Consider the following 20,142-nt stretch of genomic DNA (forward strand, 5'->3'; position numbering starts at 1 on the left):
ATGACCCTGGGTCCAATCCCCGCCTCTGACCCGCAGTTCATGCGTCGAGTTCGAGTACATCAAGCTTGGTATAGGTCAACCGTCCTCAACCTTCCGACCTACGGCAGGCTCGCAGGCTCGGGGGATCCCTGTGGGTCGGTGCTGCCCGAGGAAGCAGTGAGCCAACACCTCAATTTCGTCAGCGGTGCTGCGCTTGCTCGATACCTTGACAGGCGTCAAGGCGGGTGGGGTGTCGACCCGGTTCGGTGTACGAGTTACATGACGTCAAGCCAGACGTTGAGTTTCAATATGCTCGCGGACGCCGTCTCTCGCCCGAATGCCTGCGCCGCATTGTTTAGGCGCCTGCTTGACCGCGACGACTTGGCTGAACTCGAGTCATCCGATTTTGAATTTGCCGCGCAAGGGTCTGGCTACGGACTCGGCGATAAGACGCTTATCGACGTGCTTCTCCGATTCAGGACACAGCGTGGCGACTTGCAGGTCGTCGCTCTGGAGACGAAGCTGGCGGACCGCTTTTCGACCAGGCGGACGGGCGCGGAGACCGGGCCAGGGTACGTGAAGGTAGCGACCGCAAGCCGGTTGTGGAAGGACTTGGCCGCGTCGGCTGCAAATAACCGGACTCGGCAACTTACTCGCTGCCACGCGCTTGCCCAGTCCGTTCAACTGTCCGACGAAATGCATGAAGGTGGCCTGGCGACCATCGTCGTGATCACCCACCCCGCCGATTCAAGTGGGCATCGTTGTGTGGATGAATATGCGACCCACGTAGCCAAGGGCACCATGATCGGTCTGTCATGGGATCAATTCTTGGATACTGCGCGAGCGACCGGAGCGATCGACGTTGCGGCGGCCGACGAGCTAGGCCGCCGCTACGTCGATCTCTCGTGGAGTCAATCAGCGTGGGCGCAGTTCGAACAGCAAGAAAGCCTGGAGATGGAGAGGAGCGCTCGAGATGGCGCTAAGTAACCGCGACCGTATCGACCGCATGTTTCAGGTACTGGCGCCGGCACTCGATGACTTCATCTCAACCGTCGTCGGGCAGGGTGATCCGGCGCTCGGGGCCGTGTGGACGAAGCTTGTTCAGGCCAAGGATGGCAAGAACGGGGCTTCGTCGACGAAAACGTACGACGCCCTGGACCCGCAGGTGCAGTTCAGGATGCTGACCGAAGGGAACATCACCGGCGGGTTCAGGAAGGGGTGGTACCCGTTCAATCAGGCCATCGGCCGCGCCGGTGAGACCTTTGCTAGCGAACTCCGGGAGGTGCGCAACAACTGGGCGCACAACGGCACGTTCACCGACGACGACGCATATCGCGCCCTCGACACCGGCGAACGACTCCTCAAACTGATCGGTGCTGCGAAGGAAGCCGATGAGGTCCGAGGGATCCGACACAACCTTCGTCGCGTCACCGCAGACAAGGACGACAAGAAGGTACTGAAGGCGGCGGTCGACAACCCCGAGGCCGCGGGCCTTCGGCCCTGGCGTGAGGTTCTCCGGCCCCACGACGATGTAGCAACCGGCAACTTCCACGCCTCTGAGTTCGCGGCCGACCTCTACAAGGTCGCCACGGGCGGCGAGGTTGACGCCGACTACGCCGACCCCGTCGAGTTCTTCCGCCGCACCTACCTGACTGAGGGTCTCCGCGACCTCATCGGCCGCGCGGTGCGTCGCCTCGCGGGTGACGACAACGCGTCCCCGGTCATCAACCTGCAGACCAACTTCGGTGGCGGTAAGACTCACTCGATGCTCTCGCTGTGGCACGTCGGCGCGGGCCTGCCCGTCGGCGACTTCCCGCAGGAGACCCAGGAACTCCTCACCGCCAACGGCTACTCGGCCACCATAGTCAACCGCGTCGCGATCGTCGGTAACCACTTCAGCCCGTCCGGCGTAACGAAGGACGATGGCACCCAAGTGAACACCATCTGGGGTGAGCTCGCGTGGCAGCTCGGTGGGCCCGACGCCTACGCCGTCGTTGCAAAGGCAGACTGCGACAGGACCCACCCAGGTGACGCTCTCCACGAGCTACTGGCAAAGTACGCACCCGCCGTCATTCTCATCGACGAGTGGGTTGCCTACGCGCGGTCACTGGTCGGACGTGATGACCTTGCGGGAGGCACGTTCGACGACCAGTTCACGTTTGCTCAGTCGCTCACCGAGGCGGTCAAGGGAACCAAGGGTGTCCTGCTCGCGATCTCGATTCCGGCGTCGGAGACCGGGGATGCCAACGACAAGATCGTCGCGGGCAACGCTGAGGAGGTCGGTGGTCAGAACGGGTTGGAGGCACTTAAACGCCTCCAGAACGTCGTTCGCCGGGTCGCGGACCAGTGGCGGCCCGCGTCGTCCGACGAGGCCTATCACATCGTCAAGCAGCGCCTATTCACGCAGCCGGACGCCGCTTCGCTCGCAGCCACCGGTGCGACCGCGCGCGCGTACGTCGAGATGTACCGCAAGTTCTCCGACGATTTCCCGCGTGAAGCCCGCGACAGCGCGTACGAGGACCGGATCAAACGGACCTACCCGATCCACCCGGAGCTGTTCGACACCCTCTACGAGGAATGGTCGTCGCTGGAACGTTTCCAGCGCACCCGTGGCGTTCTGCGCCTGATGAGCACGGTCATCCATGCCCTCTGGACCGGTGAAGACCAGTCGCCGCTGATTATGCCGGCATCGATCCCGCTGGCCACGTCCAATGTGAATTCCGAACTGACCCAGTACCTCCAGGACTCCTGGAAGACGATCATCGACGCCGACGTCGACGGCTCGAACTCCGAGCCGGCTCGTATCGACAAGGAGAAGCCGCTCTTCGGGCAGCGGGCATTGACGAAGCGTCTCGCGCGCACGGTCTTCTTCGGTGCGGCTCCGACGATCGCACCAGGGTCGGTGCATAAGGGCATCGGCGCCCAGCGGGTCTTCCTCGGAACCGCCATCCCCGGCGACGTCCCCGGCAACTTCCATTCCGCGTTGACCCAGCTCGGCGACCGCGCGACGTACTTCTACTCCGGGTCGGGCAAATACTGGTACGACGTCCAGCCCAACATCACCCGCACCGCAAAGGATCAGGCCGAGCGTCTCCACAAAGAAGACGTGTGGGCTGAGATCGTCCGACGGCTCCAAGACCAGGGTCGCAAGCGAGGCGACTTCGCCGGCGTCCACGTCTGCCCGGAGTCGAACTCGGACATCCCCGACACCGACGAGACCAGACTCGTCATCCTGCACCCGAAGGTCGCCCACAAGCGGGGTACGGATTCTGCCGCAAAGGAGTTCGCCCACAGTGCCACCGAGCACCGTGGCAGCTCGAACCGAACCCACCGCAACGCACTGGTCTACCTCGCAGCGGACGAGGCGCGACTCGAAGAGCTCGACAACGCGACCCGCGACTACCTCGGCTGGACGCACGTACTCGCAAACGCAGTCGACCTCGATATGACCGAGAACCAGAAGAACCAGGCCTCTCAGCGGGCGGCGCAGGCCGACCAGACGGTCACCGCCCGTCTGCTGCAGAGCTTCACGTGGGCCTTGGTTCCCGCGCAGCCCGATCCGGGTGCGCCGTTCCTGATCAAGGAGACCAAGGTCGAGGGTCAGGCCGACGCTCTCGCAGACCGCGTGTCGCGACGCCTGGGCAACGACGGTGACCTTTCGACGAGGCAGGCGGCTGCGACGATCCGCCTCGCGATCGGCAAGATTCCGCAGATCTGGAAGGACGGCCACGTCTCACTGGGGTCGCTGTGGGGGCTGTACTCGCAGTACCCCTATATGCCGCGCCTACGCGACCGGTCAGTTCTCGACGCGGGCATCCTCGACCTGCCGATGATCTGGCAGACGGACGCGTTCGCTCTCGCGGCGGGCTACGACGAGGCCGCCGGCCGGTACATCGGCCTCTGGACGCCGGAGGACAAGGAAAGCGCGCCGGTCGTAACCGACTCGCTCCTTCTCGTCCGCCCCGACGTCGCACAGAAGCAGCGCTTGGACGAACCTGGCCCTGCTCCGACACCGGGACCCGACCCCGAGGCGGGGCCGGGCCCGTCGCCGAACCCGCAGCCGGGTCCCGGTCCGTCGCCGACTCCGAAGGTCGACATTGCCACCTGGCCGACACGCTTTTACGGGGTCAAGACCCTCAACTCCGACAAGATCGCACTGGAGTTCAAGAACGTTGCCGACGAAGTGCTCGCGCACCTTCGTTCCGGCGAGAACACCAGCGTGACCGTGCGGATCGAGATCGAGGCGACCGACTCCGAGGGCTTCAATGAGAGCCGCGTTCGAACCGTCTCCGAGAACGCGAGGACCCTCAAGTTCGACCAGTCCGGATTCGAGGAAAGCTGACTTGGCAAGTCTCGTCGTTAGGGTTCTCGGCATCGGCGCTGCTGAGCCAGTCATAGAACGTGGGATGTCTTGAGCGCCCCCTACGTGTCGATCAAGCGACTGGTCGACAACTCGCTCGCCGCCATGCTCGCGGCCGTTGAGGTCTACAACAAGTCTCAGATGACCTATCGTGACGAGGTCGCGGTCATGCTCGTGGTCAACGCTTGGGAGTTGGCGCTGAAAGCGACGCTCAGGCAGCAGAGGCAGTCGAGGGATGCGGACAGGAGTTCTCGATGCGCTCATCGAGGGGGTCTCATGGAAGTGTCAGGCGGACTTGTTCGAGCTGTCGTGATCAAATCGAGCGCAGTCTTGAAGCCGCCGGAAATCGACGCGGAATGGCTGCGTGCCTCCGCTGACCGAGGGAGCGTCGACTGTTGACGGTCGAGGTGGTGGCATCACACGTGAACGCCGTTTCGGTGCAGGTTGGGGACGAGCCGTCGACGCGCGTTCTCGGCGTTTTGTGTGCGTTTGTGGGACCTGGCACGCAGTGCTAGCTAGGCTAGCAAGGCTAGCAAGGCTAGCAAGGGGCTGGAGGGTTGCTTGCTGGATATCTATTTTGGCAGGCCTAGCGTCATCCGCTGCTGTGACGGCTAAATCGCGTGGTGGCGGTCCCACTCCGGGTGTCGGGACGGTAAGTGGCGGCACCCGTTGTGCAAAGGGCGGCCTACGCACGCGATTGCAAGTGGTTGCGTCTTTTTGCGCTCATCTCGTTCGTCGTGTCCGTGACTTGATCTGCCGGCGGCCGGGACGCAGTGCTAGTGCAGCTAGCATCGCTATCTATGCTATAACTGCTGGTTAAGACGCTGGCGATCTCGTTTGAGAGCAGTTCGGCAGTGCCGCTTGACCTAAAAAATAGCAGAGCTAGGACAGCTATGGGAGCTAGTACAGCACCCAAAGGGTGTCTAGGTTAACTATGTTCGCAAGGAGGGCTACGGGTGCTTGCGTAGTGTACGAATTTGTAATAGCGTAAATAGCTATGTCAGCTAGGCAAGCGCGGCAAGCGAGCGTTGCAACGCTCAGTAGTATCCATAAGCAAGCTAGTAATGCATTGGTAGCTATGAGTGCTGCGTGAGCAAACGTTGGTCAACTAGCACGCTAAGCATTGCTTGCTTTGGGTGCGCCGCTCGTATAAGTAGCACGCCAAGAAGGCTAAGCAAGGCACGCAAGGCTTGCGACGCATGCAAGACAAGCTATTAAAGATGTGCAAGGTATCCGAGCACGTAACGCAATGAAAGCGAACACTGCTCCGCGTGTTAGTCAAGCTCAGCGGGCTGTCAGTTATAGCCTCTAGCCTCACTAGCAACCAGCCTACGAAAAGCCCGTGAACTAAAGGGAAGGAACGCGAAACCTATGCCAATGCCGTCGGCGCAACCCAGGAAGTTCGCGATATGCAATCAGAAAGGCGGGGTAGGCAAGACTGCCACAACCCTAGGACTAGCAAGTGCGCTAGCTGACAAGGGTAAACATGTTTTGGTAATCGATATGGATCCGCAGGCGAATGCGACCACCGGTCTCGGCGTTGACGTTGATGACGCTACGCGGACAACGTTCGATCTTATGTCGGTCACTAGCGAGGGTGCAGCTGCGGACGCGGTAATAGCGTCAGAGTGGGATCGCGTTGATCTAATCGCGGCGACCCAGAGCCTTGCCAATCTTGAAGCTGACGGCGCAAACGATCTGATCTTTCGACTGGACATCGCGCTTGAGGGCGTCGATCTCTCTCCATACAGCGCGGTATTCATCGACTGCCCACCCTCGCTCGGCAAACTGCTGTTCGCAGTCTTGTGTGCTTGCGATTCCGTCATCGCGGTGACTGAGCCCACCATCGATAGCGTGCGTGCGATTACCAAGGTCGAAGAGACCATCACCAACGTTAAGAGGCGGGCGAATCCCAAACTGGAGCTGGAGAAGATTGTCCTGTCCAAGAAGAGGAGAACTTCGGAGCACCAGTACCGGGAAGACGAACTACGGGCCGCCTACGGCGACCTGGTCGCAAGGGCCGGGATCCCGGAACTCGCAGCGCGCCAGGACGCCCACAGCAGCCACACTCCCATTCACGCTTACAAAGGTGGCCGGGCAGTCGACCTGCAAGTAGCTTACGACGCCCTGCTCAAAGAACTTTCGATCAACATTTTAGGAGAGCCTGCCGCATGAGTGCACAACGAGAACCCGCGATTATCCGTCGACACCCAGCTGCGGATCTCCCTTCGCGACCGACAACCTCACCCCGGCGAGTGGAGCCCGAAGTTCGAACGGAACCGGCTGCGTCCGTTCCTGATGCCGCACTGAACGCTGGTCGTGGCAGTGAAGAAAACGACCCAAGATCTTCGGTGTCGGATGAAGTTACACCGGAGGCCACCTTTCGACCTTCCGCGGGGACAAGCGCCGAGAAGTTCACCGAACAGCACAACGTCCGGATCCGGCCGTCCACGAAGCTTCGGTTGAACCGAGCAGTCGACAAACTGCGGTACGAGACGGGCGATCGTTCAATCAGCATTGCTTCCTTGACCGATGCTGCACTTTGCGAGTATCTCGACCGGCGCGGTATCTAACCACGCGACTAACATTACTCGGAGATGCTAGCGCCGCTAGCTAGCTCTGCTAGCTCCCATACTTGGATCGTTCGTGCGATTGCATTTTCCAGGAGCCGGTTGAATAGTCCGACAGCGCTGCCGGGCGCGAGCGCGGCTGAACCGCCTGTGCGATATCCGGCCCACATCTGAGAAATCGAACCGCGCGAACTCATCGGTGGTCGCATGATTCGGATGGCTTGACTCGTGTCCATTGTCAAGTCTTGCCGGCGGGGTAAGACGACGCGTGCCTCGATGGACGATCGTCTATCGAGACACCCGACACGAGATTTCGTGTCAGTTTCAGAAGTAGGCTGCACGATTTGCTGGGGTTTTACCCGTGATTGCAGTCGTCTTCTGACATTCTGAGTGCAGAAGCGAACTGCACAATCGGCACCACAGGTCGGGGTGTTCAAGGCTGTGGTGGGGGTGGGCGGCCGATGTGCGGACGGGTCGATACGTCGACCAGAATCATCGGTATGACGGAAGAGCGGTCGGCAGAGACTTTTGTGGGGTTCGCGGTGCGCTGGGAACCCTATGGAGGTGCCGATGACGAAGACATCTTCGTGGCGTTCGGGATTTCGGGTGCGGAGTATCGGCGCCGGTTGTGGTGGGCCTTGAATCTGCCCAGTGGCCCAGACCTGGACGACGATGTCCGTGATCGACTCCGTGAGTACGCCATGCGTACCACGCGCCTACGCCGTCGTCGGGGCGGTAGCGAAGTTCGCGATGCACTCAGTGGCGTGTGGAAATGGGGTGATTCCTACGGTGATCGCGACGTGAATCGACTTCCCACCAGCGAGGGCGATCAACGCGAGGATCAGTAGTGTCGATGACGTTTGTCAGTGTCAGAAGTTGGCTGCACTTCGTGCTGACGCCGGGTGTTGGCCTGGGGAACCTTTGGTGCGGTTTCGCAGCGCCCGCGTGATGTCGATGATCGTCATGGCCAGCAGGACTGGTATGGCAATGCTTAGTACGGCCGCGGACCCGATGACCGAGGCAACCAGAATTGAGTAGATGTCCACCGGTCAGGTCTTGTCGCTGATGTCGTTCGGTGTTGTCGGTGCTGTCGTCGACGGTTCGGATTTGTGGTGCTCGATGATGTCGGCGTCGTCGGCGAAGATCAGCGTTCCGTCTTCCGACGCGATGGCCCATCGATGGGGCATGGCCCAGTCTCGGCCGGCGGCGGGGACGGTCAGCAAGTAGTCGGCGAAGTCCTCGACTACGGTCCCGGTAGCGGTGCCGCCCTCTAGGCGTCGCACTTGGAGTGTGTCACCAATGGTGGGTGGTGTCGTTGTGATCTCTACCGGTTCGGTCATGACGGAATTGAAGCAGACGAATTCTCGTGGCTGATCATGCGTCCATCGATTTTCAAAGTCGTCGATGTGCCCGAGACCCCCACGGTGGCAGCTTCGGAAGTTGACTCGCATCGGCCCGGCGGGCCATGTGCGAGAAACGGCGATTGGCGGTGGGCTATTTCAAGTGCCGGTACAGCGTCGATCGCGACACTCCGAGCACTTCTCGGATGTCGGTGAGTGACATTCCGCCGGTGCGCATTCGCTTCGCTTGTTTGATTTGCGTCCCGGACATCGCCGGTGGTCGTCCACCGAGTCGCCCTTGGGCGCGTGCCACTGCCAGTCCGAGGTTGGTGCGTTCGCGGATGAGGTTGCGTTCGAATTCCGCCAATGCTCCGAAGATCGAATAGATCAGCTTTCCGCCGGAGGTGGTGGTGTCGATCGCTTCGGTCAGCGAGCGGAATCCGACGCCATCGACGTCGAGCTGCTCGACCGTTTCGAGGAGATGGGGGAGTGAACGCCCGAGACGGTCGAGTCGCCACACCACTAGTGTGTCGCCGCGCCGCAGATGCGAGAACAGATCCGACAGCTGCGGCCGAGACGTCGTCGCACCCGACGCAGTTTCCGTCCACACTCTCGAACACCCGGCAGCGCTCAAGGCTTCGCTCTGCGCGTCGGCGCTCTGATCGGTCGTCGACACCCTCGCGTAGCCCAGAAGTTCTCCCACAGGGTCGAGTGTGTCACAACTCGTCGTAGGGACACATTTCGGCGTGTCGGTTTTGAACATGAGTTCTGACACACACGCTCATCGTCCTTGCCGTGTCAAATCCAGGACGTGTCTAAAACGAAGGTTAAAGACACGTAGTCATAAGTGAGCGCCTAGGTTCGGACGATCGGGCAGTCAAAGCACCAAAGGAGCAATCTAGCGTTTTCGCTAGATTACTTGAGAGGTGTCAAGTGCAGCGCACTTCTGAACTCGTGCACTCGTCTTCTGAAACTGACAAATCGGTCGACGCTCGGACCAGCCTGTCGGTGTCTTGATAGATAGTGATGTAAGTAATCCCAGTTTGATCGCAGATTCCGAGACGAAGGGCTTCAGGTGGACGAAAACCTGATCGGGTACGCCCGATGCTCCACACGAGGACAGGATCTACGAGCGCAGCGCACAGCCCTTCGCAAGATGGGCGTCGACACCGGCAACATCTACACCGACCGCGGATACACCGGGCGCAATCGCGAGCGGCCCGGTCTCACCGAAGCTCTCGCGGCAGTGGGGGAGGGGGACACTTTGGTGGTCACCAAGCTCGACAGACTCGGTCGGTCGGTGACCGACCTCAATGCGATCGTCACCGAGCTGGATGCCAAAGGTGCACGGTTGATCTACGGTGGCCAGGTCTACAGTCCAGGTGATCCGTCGAGCAAGATGTTCTTCACTGTTCTCGGCGCGATGGCCGAGTTCGAGGCCGACCTGACTCGCGCACGCACCCGTGAGGGCGTCGCGATCGCCAAAGAGCAGGGCCGGATGACCGGACGCAAGCCCAAACTCACTGCACTGCAACACGAACGTATCCTCAAGGACTACGAGTCCGGCGAGTTCGGTGCCGTGAAACTCATGGAGCTGTACGGTCTGAGCCGATCAGCCGTCTACGCAGCCCTCATTCGGGCCCGCGAGCAACGCGACGGAGCACCCACACTCCGCGCCACAACTGCCAGGAGCTGACACACAATGAGCACCGACGCCAATCGCCACACCACCGACACGATCGGTGGCGCTCAGTTCGGCCTTGCCGCCGAGGCGACTTCATGACCGCCGAACGGGTGGTCGCACGGTGCGCCTGGTGCGACCAGTGGCACTCCGAGACTCCAGCGAATTCGGTGCCGGCCGATCCGGTCTATCACGACGAGTGCCGCCCAGCCGGCGTGCACGGCTGGACCGCCGCCGATGCCAAGGCTGCTGGCCCTGCTCGGCCCAGGCGGTAGACCCCACCCGCCGAAGCGGTTGTAATGCAATGACTTCGGCCGCGACGTCCATTTCCCCGACCGCGCAACAGAAGCGCAGAGATCTGCGATCTCCTCGCGCACCTGTGGCCACACCGAATCACATCATCCGACCGCTAAGGCCCCGACAGTGCTCCAACACCGCCGGGGCCGGTCGATCACAGAACGGACCTGCGATCAATGAACAACGCTAATACCCCCGACCACGACCCCACCAGCGAGGACACCCTCGACATCCACCCCCGCGTCCTGACCGGTGCCCTGATCACCGGCCTGGCCATCGCCATCGTCGTCGGCGCAGCATCCTTCAAGCTCTCCTTCTCCACCCTGCTCGACCTCGCCGTCATGGCCGGCATCCACCCGGCCGATGCCTGGGTCATCCCCGTCGCTCTCGACGGCCCGATCCTCGCCGCCGCCGTCATCCGGATCGCCCTCTCTCAACACACCGACGCCGCCACCAAAAGAGGCCGGCGACTCGTCGTGGCAGTGCTGACCGTCTCGGCGATCCTGTCCATCGCAGGCAACGCCTATCACGCCGTCCTGACCGCAACCGTCCTCAACGCCGCCGTCGCAGCGGCAATAGCAGCATTAGCGCCCGCGATGGTCCTCACGATGAGCGAGATCGTCGCTGTCGTGCTCCGCGCACCCCGCCGCCGTGCCGCAACCACGATCGAGACCCCCCAATCCTTCGATACGGCCACCGAGACAGTTCGCATCGAATACCCAATCGATCGCGTGGAGAGCGAACAGTACAGCGCAACAGCAGGATCGGCGCTCGCCGGGATAGACGAGGACCTCGATAACGGCCTGCTCAAGCCCGCCGTGTGGACCAGCGTCGACCTCTACCTCGCGCACCCCGACTGGTCGTTGAGTGACATCGCCCGCCACCTCGAGCTGCACACCTCGACCGTCTCTCGACACATCAAGACCTGGACACAGGTCCAGCAGAACATCGCCAGCGAACGCAGCACCGCAACCCCCCTCGCAGCCAACCACACGCACACCACCGACCCCGGCCAAGACCAGAGCCCAGGCATCGATGAAGCGGGCACGGACGACCGAGTCGACGACGAGTACGCCCCGATGGACACCGGTCGTGACTTCGTAGGTTCAAGTCGCTGACCGAGAATCGAGCCACTGCGACGCGCACACTTCTGCTGGCGAAGCTGAGACCTATTCCACTCGACACGGTTGCACTGAGTCCTCAGTGCCGCCGGTCACTTCAGCGTTGTCGTTCGGTAGGGTCCTCGCGAGTCCGGTGACGTTCCGGCGAAGATCTTGGAGCTGACGCATGACAACGGACACCGAAATCACTTATGAGACTAAGACGGTCCGCGCGGTTCGCGGCATGGAGTCGCGGACCATCGAAAAGTGGGAAAGTGAAGGCTGGGAGGTTGTCTCTCAGGTACCCGCGAAGATCCGGACGGAGATCACGTTCCGACGCCCGGCACCCAAGTCTCGTCGGGGCCTTTTGATTGTCGGTGGCGGCGTGTTCGCGCTTGCGCTCGCGGTCATCTTCACCATCGGCATTATCGGCGAAAGAGATACCGGCCCTGCGGAAACTGCCAGTCCTGCGCCCAGTGAGGTAGCGGCCCCGAACGAGCAACCGTCCCCGGAATCGATGGCCACGGCGACGCCTACACCATCGCCGTTGCCTGACGACGTTGTTCTCACGTCGGAGAACAGTCCGGAGTTCGCGGCCCTGCTCGCATTGACCGACACTTGCTCGCCTGACATCGCAGCGTTCGCTGCGGCTCATCGAGGTCAGACAATCTCGTTCCCGGGCAGCATCGTCGCGATGGGACCTCACGAGGGCGCGAGTACCAGATACGACATCCTCATCAACGCCGGCGACTTCAGCGAAACCTTCTCGCAGCCCGGGCCAAGTTTCCAGTTCCGTGATGAGAACACCAGCTACGACCTCAACTGGATCGGCTCGGTGCCAGACACTATTGGCGTCGGAACGAACCTTGGCGTCACGGCGGAGGTCGACCGCTACGTGGAGCAGCAGTGCCTGTTCCTTCTCGATCCGGTTACCACTGCCGTCCGCTAACTCGAACTCGAACCAAAGATCAGAGAGTCTTGCCTGCGCAGAACAGGATCCCGGCACACATGCCCGCAGCGCACGTACGGCCTGGCTTTGATCTCGCGCAGTCGTTTCGTGAGCAAATCGGGAGGCCGGTTGGTGTAGGGCAGAGGAGAAAACCGGCCGACGAGGCCGATTACGTCAGTGTGCAGCGTTGAACGCTTCTTCGATCGCAGCGGGAATGCGGCCGCGATTGTTGATTTCGTAACCATTGTCTGCGGCCCATTGCCGGATCGCTCTGGTCTGAGCCGGATCACGTGTGGCCCCGCTGTTCGAGGGTGCAGCAGATGGAGGCGTGGAGGTGGGGGAGTGTCGACGCTTACGCCCGCCGACCCGGGTTGCGTGCTCGATGTAGTAGCCGATCTTCCGGTGAAACTCGCTGGCGTTCTTCGCCTTAAGGTCAACGAGGTAGTCGACACCATTGACGGAGAATTCGATCGTCTCGCCTGATTCGTCGTCGATGACCGAGCCGTCGATATCGTCGACCAATTGAGTGAATACTTTTTTCGCCACGGTTCGATGCGGCCTCTCTCGAATGGAAACACATTGCTGTCGATGACCACCCTAACCGGACCGAATTCGCAGGCAGATGAACCGGATGAGGAAATTCGGAATAGGCACTTCCTCCGTGTCGACCACAGCACCGCTACTCGGCCATATTTCGTCTAGTCGACTTGACTAGAAAGTGTCCAATAAACTAGACTAAAGTCATGGTTACCGAGCAGCCCACGCGGAAAGTGGTCAAGGCCCTCAAGGCGGCTGGGTTCACTTCGGTCCGCACGGTCGGCTCGCACAGTACGTGGGTCTCGGCCGATGGCGCAGTCAAAGTGACTGTGCCCGATGGGCACCGGACGATCTCGCCCGGCGTCTACCGCAAGATCCTCGCAGCCATGAAGGAGGCGCAGCAGTGAACAAGACCTACACGGTGTCGGTCACCCGAGATGGCAAGTGGTGGATGATCGCTGTCCCCGAACTCGACGCCCTCACTCAGGCCCGTCGCATCGACGATGTCCCCACCGCGGCGAAAGAACTGATCGCCCTCGAAACCGGAGTCGCCCTCGCCGATGTCGAGATCGAGCAGCACATCGAACTCGAACCCGGGGGAGAGGATCTCGCGGTCCGCATTGCCGAGATTGCGACACAGCGAGCACGTCTGGCCGAGGACGAAGCCCGCGTCAAAGCCAGCACCGAGGCCTTCGCGAAGAAGCTCGCCACCGCTCAGGTACCCGTCCGAGATATCGGATCGCTACTCGGCGTGACCTTTCAGCGCGCCAGCCAACTCGTCAACAGCTGACCACCCGACCGTGCAGGCACGGCGAACGAGATACTGATCCCATGACCAGCGACCGCAGTTTCGATCCGAATCCCGATCACGGACAGGCCGGATGGGTGACGCTCCCCAGCGGACAGCGGGCCTACCGCTACGACGGCTCTGACGACCTGATCTATGACACGGGAACCGCGCCCGACGCCGCCGCGTCGAACTAGACATGGACCCAGAAGAACGCGCGGCCATCATCGACGAGGGCTACGACCCCGACGACCCGATCGTGCGCGCGGACCTCGATCACGTCAGGCGTCTGCTCGCCGAACATCGCCACCTGACGGCCGACCCCGAACTCTCCCTCGACCACCTCGTGAACGCCGCCAGGGTTCGCGAACCAGGGCCAGCTACGAACGTACGCAGGTAGTTCGACATCGAACGTATGTTCGCATAGATTGAGGGCACTGATCCGTTCGGCGAAAGGTCGCACTCATGGCCGGTACCGCCGACACGATCCCCGACCTGACCAACCTGGACAAGGCTGCACAGCTCGCCGCTCTCCGCCGCAGCATGGCCGCGATCCCCGGACGCCGCGACCACGCACCAGTCGACTCCGACGACTCGCCCGCATTCGCCCCCTCGCAGCCGAACGCGCAGGCCGCCGCGACCGACGGCGATGAGCGGGCCCTGAGCGGCCCCGTGCGCTCACGAACCCTCAAAACCCTGCCGGTACCCACGCCGCTGTCGGAACTGCTCCCACGCGGCGCACTGGCCCGTGGAACGGCCCTGTCGATCACCGGTGCCGGATCGATTCTCGTCGGACTCGTCGCCACCGCCACCGCGGCCGGCCACCACGTCGCCCTGATCGGTCAACCCAAGTTCGGGCTCCTCGCCGTCCACGAACACGGCGGGGACTTGTCGAAGATCGCCCTGATCGACCCCGGTCAAGCAGACCCTCTCGACGCCGCCAATATCTGCATCGATGGGATCGATCTGGTCATCAGCACCGTCCACGGTCGCGACGTACCACCGACCCGCGCACGTGCCCTGCTGGCCCGAAACCGGACTCACGCAGGGATATTCGCGATCACGGACGGTCGAATGCCCGGCCTCGATCTGACGATTTCCTCTCGGCCCATCGTCTACGGCGGCATCGAGCAAGGCAGGGGCCGCATCCGCTCGATCACACTCGAGACCACCGTCCACGGACGCGGAATCACCCAGCGCACAGGCCGCTACACCCTCACCGCACCTACGTTCGGCGAACACGGCTTGCGCTGGACCCCTGCGGCCGCCGACGCAGTCGCCGAACATGGGCCGCACCGATTGGCGGTCGCACAATGACCCCCGACCTGTACGAGAACTGGCCCGTGAGCTTCGATCCCCCCACGCGCCGCATCGTCGACCCACCTCGGAGAGTCCTGGTCAACATAGCGCTCACCGTGGCAGGCTCGTCCGGAGGATCCTTCCGCGACGGGACGCCTCTCAAGGTCCGCTCGGAGGGACTCGCGATGGATACAAAATCGCCCGGACTGCTTCATGCGTGGGCGAAAACCGCTCGTGGACAGTGGATTTGCTGTCTGAGCTTCGACATACCGATCGGCAACGGCAAGGGATTCCTTCGCCTCCATCAACAGTGGTGCCCCGCCGAAGCCGCAACCCCAGTCAGCTGAAGCACGCTCTAATTGTCAAGATATGTTGACGGACAGAATACGTCAAGATATCTTGACGTTATGGAATCGGAGAAGGTCCTCACCCCGACCGAGCTGACCGAACTCTACGTCCAATACAAGGACGCTCTCGTCGACGTCGACCTAGCCGAGATGGTCCACGAGCAGGGGCGCAAGGACGCCGGGACGTGGACCGTGAACGCCCAACGCCGCATGGACGACGCGGTCTCCGATGTCGACGCACTCGAGATCAACGCCTTCCTCGCCTCGACGATGATTGCCGACCGCTACGCCATCATCGGACGCCTCCGGACCCAGGAGCGGCCTGTCCCATGGTCGAAGATCGGCGAGATCCTCGGCATGAGCAAGCAAGCCGCCCAGCAGTGGTACGACACCTACAACCTGCGCCCCCGTATCGAGAACCCCACCCGCCGCACCGACCCGGCGTGAGCCGCAGGCTCGATCATCCTGCGCTGTAGGCGAATCGAGTGGGTATGGTGCCGCCGTTCGACGCCCGCAACGAGACCGCTCGGATTCGCACAGGAATCGAAAACCGTTGCAGGACTTGACAATACAGCGTGACGCTGTAAGGTTGGGGCATGGGAGAAACCGAGCAGAACCTCACGGCAGTCACCTCCGAATACGGCGACGAACGCCCCGAACGCGGCCTGGGAGTGTCCATCCGACGGGGCGGCATCGAGGTCGAATACATCGACGCGCCCGGCATCGAGAAGCACGCACCGATGGACTGGACCCCGGACACGGCGCAGGTCCTGCTCGCCCGTCGCGGATACGCGGTCACCGGGCGATGGGTCGACATCAGCGACCCCTGTGCAGAAGATCCGATCTGGGAACTACCCGTCGTGAAGACCGCCGACCGCTGACCCTCGCTCGACCCTCCACCTGCGAACGGGCACCGGGCAGCTGATATCTGCCCGGTGCCTCACCTGCACACACTAACCAGGGAGACCACGATCATGACCACCACCATGGCTGCACAATCGGCACCGACCTCGACCGGCTACACCCTCGTCGACGCCGACCCGCACGCCCTCGACATCACCGCCAACGTCCGCGACGGCGTAGACATCACCGCCGACCCCGAGTTCGTCGCCTCCATCGCCGCCCACGGTGTCCTCCAGGCGGTCTCGGCGGTCCGCCGCGCCGACGGAACCCTGGTCGTCCACGACGGACAGCGCAGAACTCTCGGGGCCCGCGAAGCCGGTCTCACCTCGATACCGGTGATGGTGCGCGAGCAGTCCGACGACGAGAAGGCCGCAGGGATCGAACGCATCACCGAGCAGGTCGTATCCAACGACCAGCGCGAAGACCTCACCACCGGGCAACGCGCCGCCGCCGTCACGGGCCTGCTCGATCTGGGCCTGAGTGTCCGCAAGGTCAGCGCGCAACTGCACGTCCCGAAGGAGTATGTCGAGAAGGCCGGTCGCGCAGGACGATCGGAGCGCGCCCGCCAGCGGCTCGACCAGAGCCAGCTGACGCTCAATGCTGCCGCTCTGATCGCGGACCTCGAAGAAGCAGTCGAGGCAGAGCCGTGTGTTACCGACGCCGTCGAGAAGGTCTTCGAGATCGGATTAGGCATCGAGAACCGCCTCTCGACCATCAAACGTCGAGTCGACGAACGATCCGCCACGCGAGTTGCCGCCGCCGCCCATGTCGCGCGCGGCTTCACGTTGCTTCACGATGAACCGTCCACCAGCGAGGGGGGAGTGGTTCTCCCTCGCGGACCTGCGCACCGCCGCTGGCAATGCGGTCCCGGCCGACGCCCCGGAGCAGGCACCGCACTTGTGGCACGTCTACGTCCACGAGACCGGCACCGTCTGGGTCGACAAGACGACCCGTGAGGAAGTCGCCGAGGACGACATCGACTTCGACACCGAGGACGACGACGCCGCCGAGGCGTACGAGGAGCTGCGGCACGCGAACACGGTCGAGAAAGTGACCGCCTGGGGGTGCGAGTTCTTCCTGCGCCACGACCATGTGTCTGCGGCCGGCCTCGAACTCGCACCCGAGAAGATCGCCGCCGTCGACGCAGAGGGCGGCGACGCCGAGGACGGATTGACCCCGGCGCAGCGCACAGCCGCGCGCGCCGAGGCCGAACGCATCGAGACCGAACGTGCAGAGCGCCGAAAGGTGAAAGCCCTCAACCGTGCCGGAGCGACCGCGACCGAAGCCCGACGTGCATTCCTCACCGGGCTTCTGTCGGGCAAGGCCGCGCCGAAGAACGCCACCAAGTGGATGGTGACCACCCTGGCCACGCACGGTGATGTGTTCACCGAATCCAAGTGCTCGGAGCGGTACGGCGAGATCATGGGTTCACCGCTGGGCGAGGTCGACCGTAAGGCAACCGGTGCCACGCCCGCTCGCGCCGAGGTGTTGCTGCTTGCCCGTGTGCTCACCGCGTTCGAGGCCCGCCTGACGGGACCGCAGGACGCCAAGGACTACTGGCGGTTCTCCTCGAAGCACTACCGAGGCATGGTCGGCATCGACAGCTACCTGACCTTCCTCGCCGACAGCGGCCACGCCCTGACCCCGGTGGAGCAGGCCGCGATCGGCAACATCACCGTCGACGCCGCGTACGCCGCCGTCGACGACGACGCCTGACCATCCGCTGGAGCGTCGCAACCAGCACGGCAGGAAGGCCCCGACCATCACGCCGATGGCCGGGGCCTTTCTGGTTCGTCAAGATATGTTGACGCGCGCAGGGGTGAACCGGGAACGCCGAACGGCGATCAGCGTGGGTACAGGTCGGTTCGTGCACCACTGCCGGGTCGGCCTGCGATCCACGCCTCGATGTCCTCCCGCGAATACAGCGGAGTGCGCGAGAGGTGGCGGGCAGGTTTCGGGGCCTGGCCACGAGCGACGTATGACCGCCACGTTGAGGACGCGATCGCTTTCCCGGTCGAGGCCTCGATCAGTGCCAGAACCTCCGAGAGGGTCAATTCGGTATCGGTCACGGTTCCTCCGATCCCCGCACGAGCATGATTGTCGACATACCCGCACCTTACAGCCCCACGCTGTAAGTACTCCGCCGAACCCCTTGCAACCATACAGCGTGACGCTGTATGGTTTGGGTATGACATCGACACGCACCGGCGAGATCGAATACGGTTGGCAGGCAACGCTGTTCACGTCTTGCGCATTGCCCGGGTGTGCTGTTCCGGTCGCTACGCCAGGCGATGTGTGTCAGTCCTGCCGCGCAGCGTTCGGGGACATGCTGAACGTACGAACCGGCGGATTGGCCGTAGATCCGGAGCAGGTCCGCGCCGACCTCGCTGTCCGTGATGCGAGCACCCGTGAGCAGTACCGCGCACAGGCCGCCACCGTGGCTGCCGCGCAACAGGTGTCGACCCGCAAGCGCAACCAGATCTGCTGGCTCTGTGAAGAGCGACGGACCTGCACCTCGACCGCCGGGCGCTGGGAATGCGCCGACTGCCAGGCCTTGCCTTCCTGAGCGCCTGCGCACGGCCCGCGACCGTCGTCGCTGAAGTCTTTCTCCGCCCGACCTTGGGAGTACTCATGACCGCCACCCTGGCCGCATCCACCACGCCCGCGCGCCGCCGTCTCAAAGGAGTTGGAATGAAACTGATTTCGCTCGATACCCAGTTCGACGGAACGATCATCGACATTCTCGGCTACCGCACCGCACCCGCAGGCCGCGTCGAGGTCACCGCCCTCCTCGACGCACCCGGTGCCTGGTACAGCCGCATCCACCCCGTCGTCGTCGACGCCGGCGATGTACGACTCTCCCTCGCCGTGCAGTCCATCACCCGCCCCGAGCTGGGCGTGCGGTGATGGCCGAGACCGCAGGCCAGATCGACATATTCGAGGTGCTCGCCGCTGCCGAGCTGGACGCCGATAAGGAAACGCAACCGACGTAATTGCGAACTTCTGGTCAGTCAGTAATCTATTGCGCGCCAACATATTCGAGTTAAAATGCCTCGCTTTATCTATGGATAATCGGGGCAATTTGAGGTAAAATCGACATATCGGAACAATTCTCTCAAGGAGTGAGCTATGTCGATCACTGTGTACACGAAACCCGAATGCAACAACTGCGATCAAACAAAACGACGCCTGAACAAGCACGGGATCGAATACACGACCGTCGATGTCACCGAAGACGCAGCGGCCCGCGAGTTCGTCACCAACGGACTCGGCTACCGGCAGATGCCCGTCGTGGTCGTCGACGAGAACACCCACTGGTCCGGCTTCCGGATCGACGCCCTCGACAAGCTCGCCGCCGCCTGACCGACCACTCCGTTGACCGAGCTTCACCTGCGAGAACGAGCCCGACGATGACGCCACTGAGCGCAGTTCCACCGCCCGACGAGCCCGAGCGTGTCGTTCGCAGCCTCGCCGCTGTCGCCGACGACACTGCCGTCGACAACGAGACAGCTCACGAGCCGTCCACCGACCCCGAGGCACTGCTGCTGTGCGCCCTGATGTGGAGCGCCCACACCGGGGGAGTATCCGCCGAAGATCTGCGCATCACCGCGATCGTGACCGCCGACGACTTCGACGACGTCGCATACCGGCGAATGTTCGTCGTGATCGCCGGTCTCGTCACGGCCGGCGAACCCTACGACCCAGCGAGCGTCACCGCAGCCTTCATGCGATCCGGATCCGGCGGAGCCAAAGACGCGCCCCTGCGTCGCCGCTTGAACGAGGTCATCACCGCCGGGGCAGACGGCTTCACCGCCGTCCACTACGCCGACATCGTTCTCTCCCAGTCCTACCGGCGCAGTTACCGGACCGTGGCAACGGCAATCGTCCACGCCGCCGAGGAGCTACCGGAGGAATTCTAATCTGGATCCCGTGCTGTTCTGAGTCATGAATATCCAGCTCAAAGCGTAAAAGGCATCTCAGTCACAGGGTCGT

The 20,142-nt window shown here is 62.6% G+C and carries 24 protein-coding genes; 20 read left to right on the forward strand and 4 right to left on the reverse strand.

Annotation, left to right across the window (positions count from 1 at the left end; translation table 11 throughout):
- The 5 genes from R3P93_RS22580 to R3P93_RS22600 all read left to right on the forward strand — a co-directional run bounded on the left by R3P93_RS22580 (position 1) and on the right by R3P93_RS22600 (position 7,757).
- Positions 1–966: a PGN_0703 family putative restriction endonuclease gene (locus R3P93_RS22580; protein WP_394855347.1), complete on the forward strand. Its 966-nt coding sequence runs from the start codon at positions 1–3 to the stop codon at positions 964–966.
- Complete coding sequence (locus tag R3P93_RS22585; protein ID WP_317534168.1) at positions 953–4,321, forward strand: Swt1 family HEPN domain-containing protein; 3,369 nt, start codon at positions 953–955, stop codon at positions 4,319–4,321. Before R3P93_RS22580 ends, R3P93_RS22585 begins: the two co-directional genes overlap by 14 nt.
- Before the next feature lie 69 nt (positions 4,322–4,390).
- Positions 4,391–4,738, forward strand: coding sequence for a DUF3644 domain-containing protein (locus R3P93_RS22590; protein WP_317534169.1), 348 nt, complete (start codon positions 4,391–4,393; stop codon positions 4,736–4,738).
- Between the two features lie 978 nt (positions 4,739–5,716).
- Positions 5,717–6,514, forward strand: a complete 798-nt coding sequence (locus tag R3P93_RS22595) for a ParA family protein (RefSeq protein WP_317534177.1) — start codon at positions 5,717–5,719, stop codon at positions 6,512–6,514.
- Positions 6,515–7,409: 895 nt separating this feature from the next.
- Positions 7,410–7,757 (forward strand): hypothetical protein, encoded by a 348-nt coding sequence (locus R3P93_RS22600; protein WP_094642614.1) that lies wholly within the window; start codon positions 7,410–7,412, stop codon positions 7,755–7,757.
- Between the two features lie 201 nt (positions 7,758–7,958).
- Here R3P93_RS22600 and R3P93_RS22605 read toward each other — a convergent pair whose 3' ends face one another.
- Positions 7,959–8,249, reverse strand: a complete 291-nt coding sequence (locus R3P93_RS22605; RefSeq protein ID WP_068051213.1) for a hypothetical protein — start codon at positions 8,247–8,249, stop codon at positions 7,959–7,961.
- A 154-nt stretch (positions 8,250–8,403) separates the two neighbouring features.
- A complete protein-coding gene (locus tag R3P93_RS22610) occupies positions 8,404–8,952 on the reverse strand; it encodes a recombinase family protein (RefSeq protein WP_032375677.1) in 549 nt (182 codons plus the stop codon).
- Between the two features lie 372 nt (positions 8,953–9,324).
- Here R3P93_RS22610 and R3P93_RS22615 point away from each other — a divergent pair, with 372 nt between their 5' ends.
- The 3 genes from R3P93_RS22615 (at position 9,325) to R3P93_RS22625 (ending at position 12,276) form a co-directional block, all read left to right on the forward strand.
- Complete coding sequence (locus R3P93_RS22615) at positions 9,325–9,945, forward strand: recombinase family protein (RefSeq protein ID WP_317534170.1); 621 nt, start codon at positions 9,325–9,327, stop codon at positions 9,943–9,945.
- A gap of 458 nt (positions 9,946–10,403) precedes the next feature.
- Positions 10,404–11,345: a DUF2637 domain-containing protein gene (locus R3P93_RS22620; RefSeq protein ID WP_094639408.1), complete on the forward strand. Its 942-nt coding sequence runs from the start codon at positions 10,404–10,406 to the stop codon at positions 11,343–11,345.
- A 169-nt stretch (positions 11,346–11,514) separates the two neighbouring features.
- Positions 11,515–12,276, forward strand: coding sequence for a DUF4839 domain-containing protein (locus tag R3P93_RS22625; protein WP_317534171.1), 762 nt, complete (start codon positions 11,515–11,517; stop codon positions 12,274–12,276).
- A 174-nt stretch (positions 12,277–12,450) separates the two neighbouring features.
- Here the strand turns inward: R3P93_RS22625 and R3P93_RS22630 are convergent, their stop codons facing one another.
- Positions 12,451–12,822 carry a histone-like nucleoid-structuring protein Lsr2 gene (locus R3P93_RS22630; protein WP_317534172.1) on the reverse strand — a complete coding sequence of 124 codons (372 nt, stop codon included), beginning with the start codon at positions 12,820–12,822 and terminating at the stop codon, positions 12,451–12,453.
- Positions 12,823–13,019: 197 nt separating this feature from the next.
- Here R3P93_RS22630 and R3P93_RS22635 point away from each other — a divergent pair, with 197 nt between their 5' ends.
- The 8 genes from R3P93_RS22635 (at position 13,020) to R3P93_RS22670 (ending at position 17,105) form a co-directional block, all read left to right on the forward strand.
- Positions 13,020–13,220 (forward strand): type II toxin-antitoxin system HicA family toxin, encoded by a 201-nt coding sequence (locus tag R3P93_RS22635; RefSeq protein ID WP_008720157.1) that lies wholly within the window; start codon positions 13,020–13,022, stop codon positions 13,218–13,220.
- Positions 13,217–13,603, forward strand: a complete 387-nt coding sequence (locus tag R3P93_RS22640; protein ID WP_008720161.1) for a hypothetical protein — start codon at positions 13,217–13,219, stop codon at positions 13,601–13,603. The genes R3P93_RS22635 and R3P93_RS22640 overlap by 4 nt, the downstream gene beginning before the upstream one ends.
- 41 nt (positions 13,604–13,644) lie before the next feature.
- Complete coding sequence (locus R3P93_RS22645; protein WP_176460132.1) at positions 13,645–13,797, forward strand: hypothetical protein; 153 nt, start codon at positions 13,645–13,647, stop codon at positions 13,795–13,797.
- Positions 13,798–13,799: 2 nt separating this feature from the next.
- Entirely contained in the window at positions 13,800–14,000 is a 201-nt protein-coding gene (locus R3P93_RS22650) for an LbetaH domain-containing protein (protein ID WP_141215300.1), read from the forward strand.
- Between the two features lie 65 nt (positions 14,001–14,065).
- On the forward strand, positions 14,066–14,917 hold the full coding sequence (locus R3P93_RS22655) for a hypothetical protein (protein ID WP_317534173.1): 852 nt from the start codon (positions 14,066–14,068) through the stop codon (positions 14,915–14,917).
- Between the two features lie 389 nt (positions 14,918–15,306).
- Positions 15,307–15,693 carry a hypothetical protein gene (locus R3P93_RS22660; RefSeq protein ID WP_094622986.1) on the forward strand — a complete coding sequence of 129 codons (387 nt, stop codon included), beginning with the start codon at positions 15,307–15,309 and terminating at the stop codon, positions 15,691–15,693.
- Between the two features lie 149 nt (positions 15,694–15,842).
- Positions 15,843–16,127, forward strand: coding sequence for a hypothetical protein (locus R3P93_RS22665; RefSeq protein ID WP_094622987.1), 285 nt, complete (start codon positions 15,843–15,845; stop codon positions 16,125–16,127).
- Between the two features lie 93 nt (positions 16,128–16,220).
- Positions 16,221–17,105, forward strand: coding sequence for a ParB/RepB/Spo0J family partition protein (locus R3P93_RS22670; protein WP_317534174.1), 885 nt, complete (start codon positions 16,221–16,223; stop codon positions 17,103–17,105).
- 888 nt (positions 17,106–17,993) lie between these two features.
- Here the strand turns inward: R3P93_RS22670 and R3P93_RS22675 are convergent.
- Positions 17,994–18,218, reverse strand: a complete 225-nt coding sequence (locus R3P93_RS22675; RefSeq protein ID WP_094622989.1) for a helix-turn-helix transcriptional regulator — start codon at positions 18,216–18,218, stop codon at positions 17,994–17,996.
- Positions 18,219–18,475: 257 nt separating this feature from the next.
- Between R3P93_RS22675 and R3P93_RS22680 the strand changes: the two genes are divergently transcribed.
- From R3P93_RS22680 to R3P93_RS22695, 4 genes are all read left to right on the forward strand, one after another.
- Positions 18,476–18,715: a hypothetical protein gene (locus tag R3P93_RS22680; RefSeq protein WP_317534175.1), complete on the forward strand. Its 240-nt coding sequence runs from the start codon at positions 18,476–18,478 to the stop codon at positions 18,713–18,715.
- Between the two features lie 125 nt (positions 18,716–18,840).
- Complete coding sequence (locus R3P93_RS22685) at positions 18,841–19,056, forward strand: hypothetical protein (protein WP_143536534.1); 216 nt, start codon at positions 18,841–18,843, stop codon at positions 19,054–19,056.
- Between the two features lie 222 nt (positions 19,057–19,278).
- The gene (locus tag R3P93_RS22690) at positions 19,279–19,512 is read left to right on the forward strand and encodes a glutaredoxin family protein (protein WP_094639417.1); all 234 of its coding nucleotides are present in this window, start codon (positions 19,279–19,281) and stop codon (positions 19,510–19,512) included.
- 47 nt (positions 19,513–19,559) lie between these two features.
- On the forward strand, positions 19,560–20,069 hold the full coding sequence (locus R3P93_RS22695; protein ID WP_317534176.1) for a DnaB-like helicase N-terminal domain-containing protein: 510 nt from the start codon (positions 19,560–19,562) through the stop codon (positions 20,067–20,069).
- The last annotated feature ends 73 nt before the right edge of the window (positions 20,070–20,142 follow it).

The sequence above is a fragment of the Rhodococcus cerastii genome (genome assembly GCF_033042195.1).
Lineage (GTDB): Bacteria > Actinomycetota > Actinomycetes > Mycobacteriales > Mycobacteriaceae > Rhodococcoides.

What these genes read in the sequence shown, in the direction of transcription:
- R3P93_RS22695 (WP_317534176.1), top strand. Translation starts at nt 19,560, where the DNA reads ATGACGCCACTGAGCGCAGTTCCACCGCCCGACGAGCCCGAGCGTGTC.
- R3P93_RS22680 (WP_317534175.1), top strand. Translation starts at nt 18,476, where the DNA reads ATGCTGAACGTACGAACCGGCGGATTGGCCGTAGATCCGGAGCAGGTC.
- R3P93_RS22685 (WP_143536534.1), top strand. Translation starts at nt 18,841, where the DNA reads ATGAAACTGATTTCGCTCGATACCCAGTTCGACGGAACGATCATCGAC.
- R3P93_RS22595 (WP_317534177.1), top strand. Translation starts at nt 5,717, where the DNA reads ATGCCGTCGGCGCAACCCAGGAAGTTCGCGATATGCAATCAGAAAGGC.
- R3P93_RS22660 (WP_094622986.1), top strand. Translation starts at nt 15,307, where the DNA reads ATGGAATCGGAGAAGGTCCTCACCCCGACCGAGCTGACCGAACTCTAC.
- R3P93_RS22655 (WP_317534173.1), top strand. Translation starts at nt 14,066, where the DNA reads ATGGCCGGTACCGCCGACACGATCCCCGACCTGACCAACCTGGACAAG.
- R3P93_RS22585 (WP_317534168.1), top strand. Translation starts at nt 953, where the DNA reads ATGGCGCTAAGTAACCGCGACCGTATCGACCGCATGTTTCAGGTACTG.
- R3P93_RS22605 (WP_068051213.1), bottom strand. Translation starts at nt 8,249, where the DNA reads ATGACCGAACCGGTAGAGATCACAACGACACCACCCACCATTGGTGAC.
- R3P93_RS22620 (WP_094639408.1), top strand. Translation starts at nt 10,404, where the DNA reads ATGAACAACGCTAATACCCCCGACCACGACCCCACCAGCGAGGACACC.
- R3P93_RS22645 (WP_176460132.1), top strand. Translation starts at nt 13,645, where the DNA reads ATGACCAGCGACCGCAGTTTCGATCCGAATCCCGATCACGGACAGGCC.
- R3P93_RS22650 (WP_141215300.1), top strand. Translation starts at nt 13,800, where the DNA reads ATGGACCCAGAAGAACGCGCGGCCATCATCGACGAGGGCTACGACCCC.
- R3P93_RS22600 (WP_094642614.1), top strand. Translation starts at nt 7,410, where the DNA reads ATGACGGAAGAGCGGTCGGCAGAGACTTTTGTGGGGTTCGCGGTGCGC.
- R3P93_RS22665 (WP_094622987.1), top strand. Translation starts at nt 15,843, where the DNA reads ATGGGAGAAACCGAGCAGAACCTCACGGCAGTCACCTCCGAATACGGC.
- R3P93_RS22690 (WP_094639417.1), top strand. Translation starts at nt 19,279, where the DNA reads ATGTCGATCACTGTGTACACGAAACCCGAATGCAACAACTGCGATCAA.
- R3P93_RS22625 (WP_317534171.1), top strand. Translation starts at nt 11,515, where the DNA reads ATGACAACGGACACCGAAATCACTTATGAGACTAAGACGGTCCGCGCG.
- R3P93_RS22580 (WP_394855347.1), top strand. Translation starts at nt 1, where the DNA reads ATGACCCTGGGTCCAATCCCCGCCTCTGACCCGCAGTTCATGCGTCGA.
- R3P93_RS22635 (WP_008720157.1), top strand. Translation starts at nt 13,020, where the DNA reads ATGGTTACCGAGCAGCCCACGCGGAAAGTGGTCAAGGCCCTCAAGGCG.
- R3P93_RS22670 (WP_317534174.1), top strand. Translation starts at nt 16,221, where the DNA reads ATGACCACCACCATGGCTGCACAATCGGCACCGACCTCGACCGGCTAC.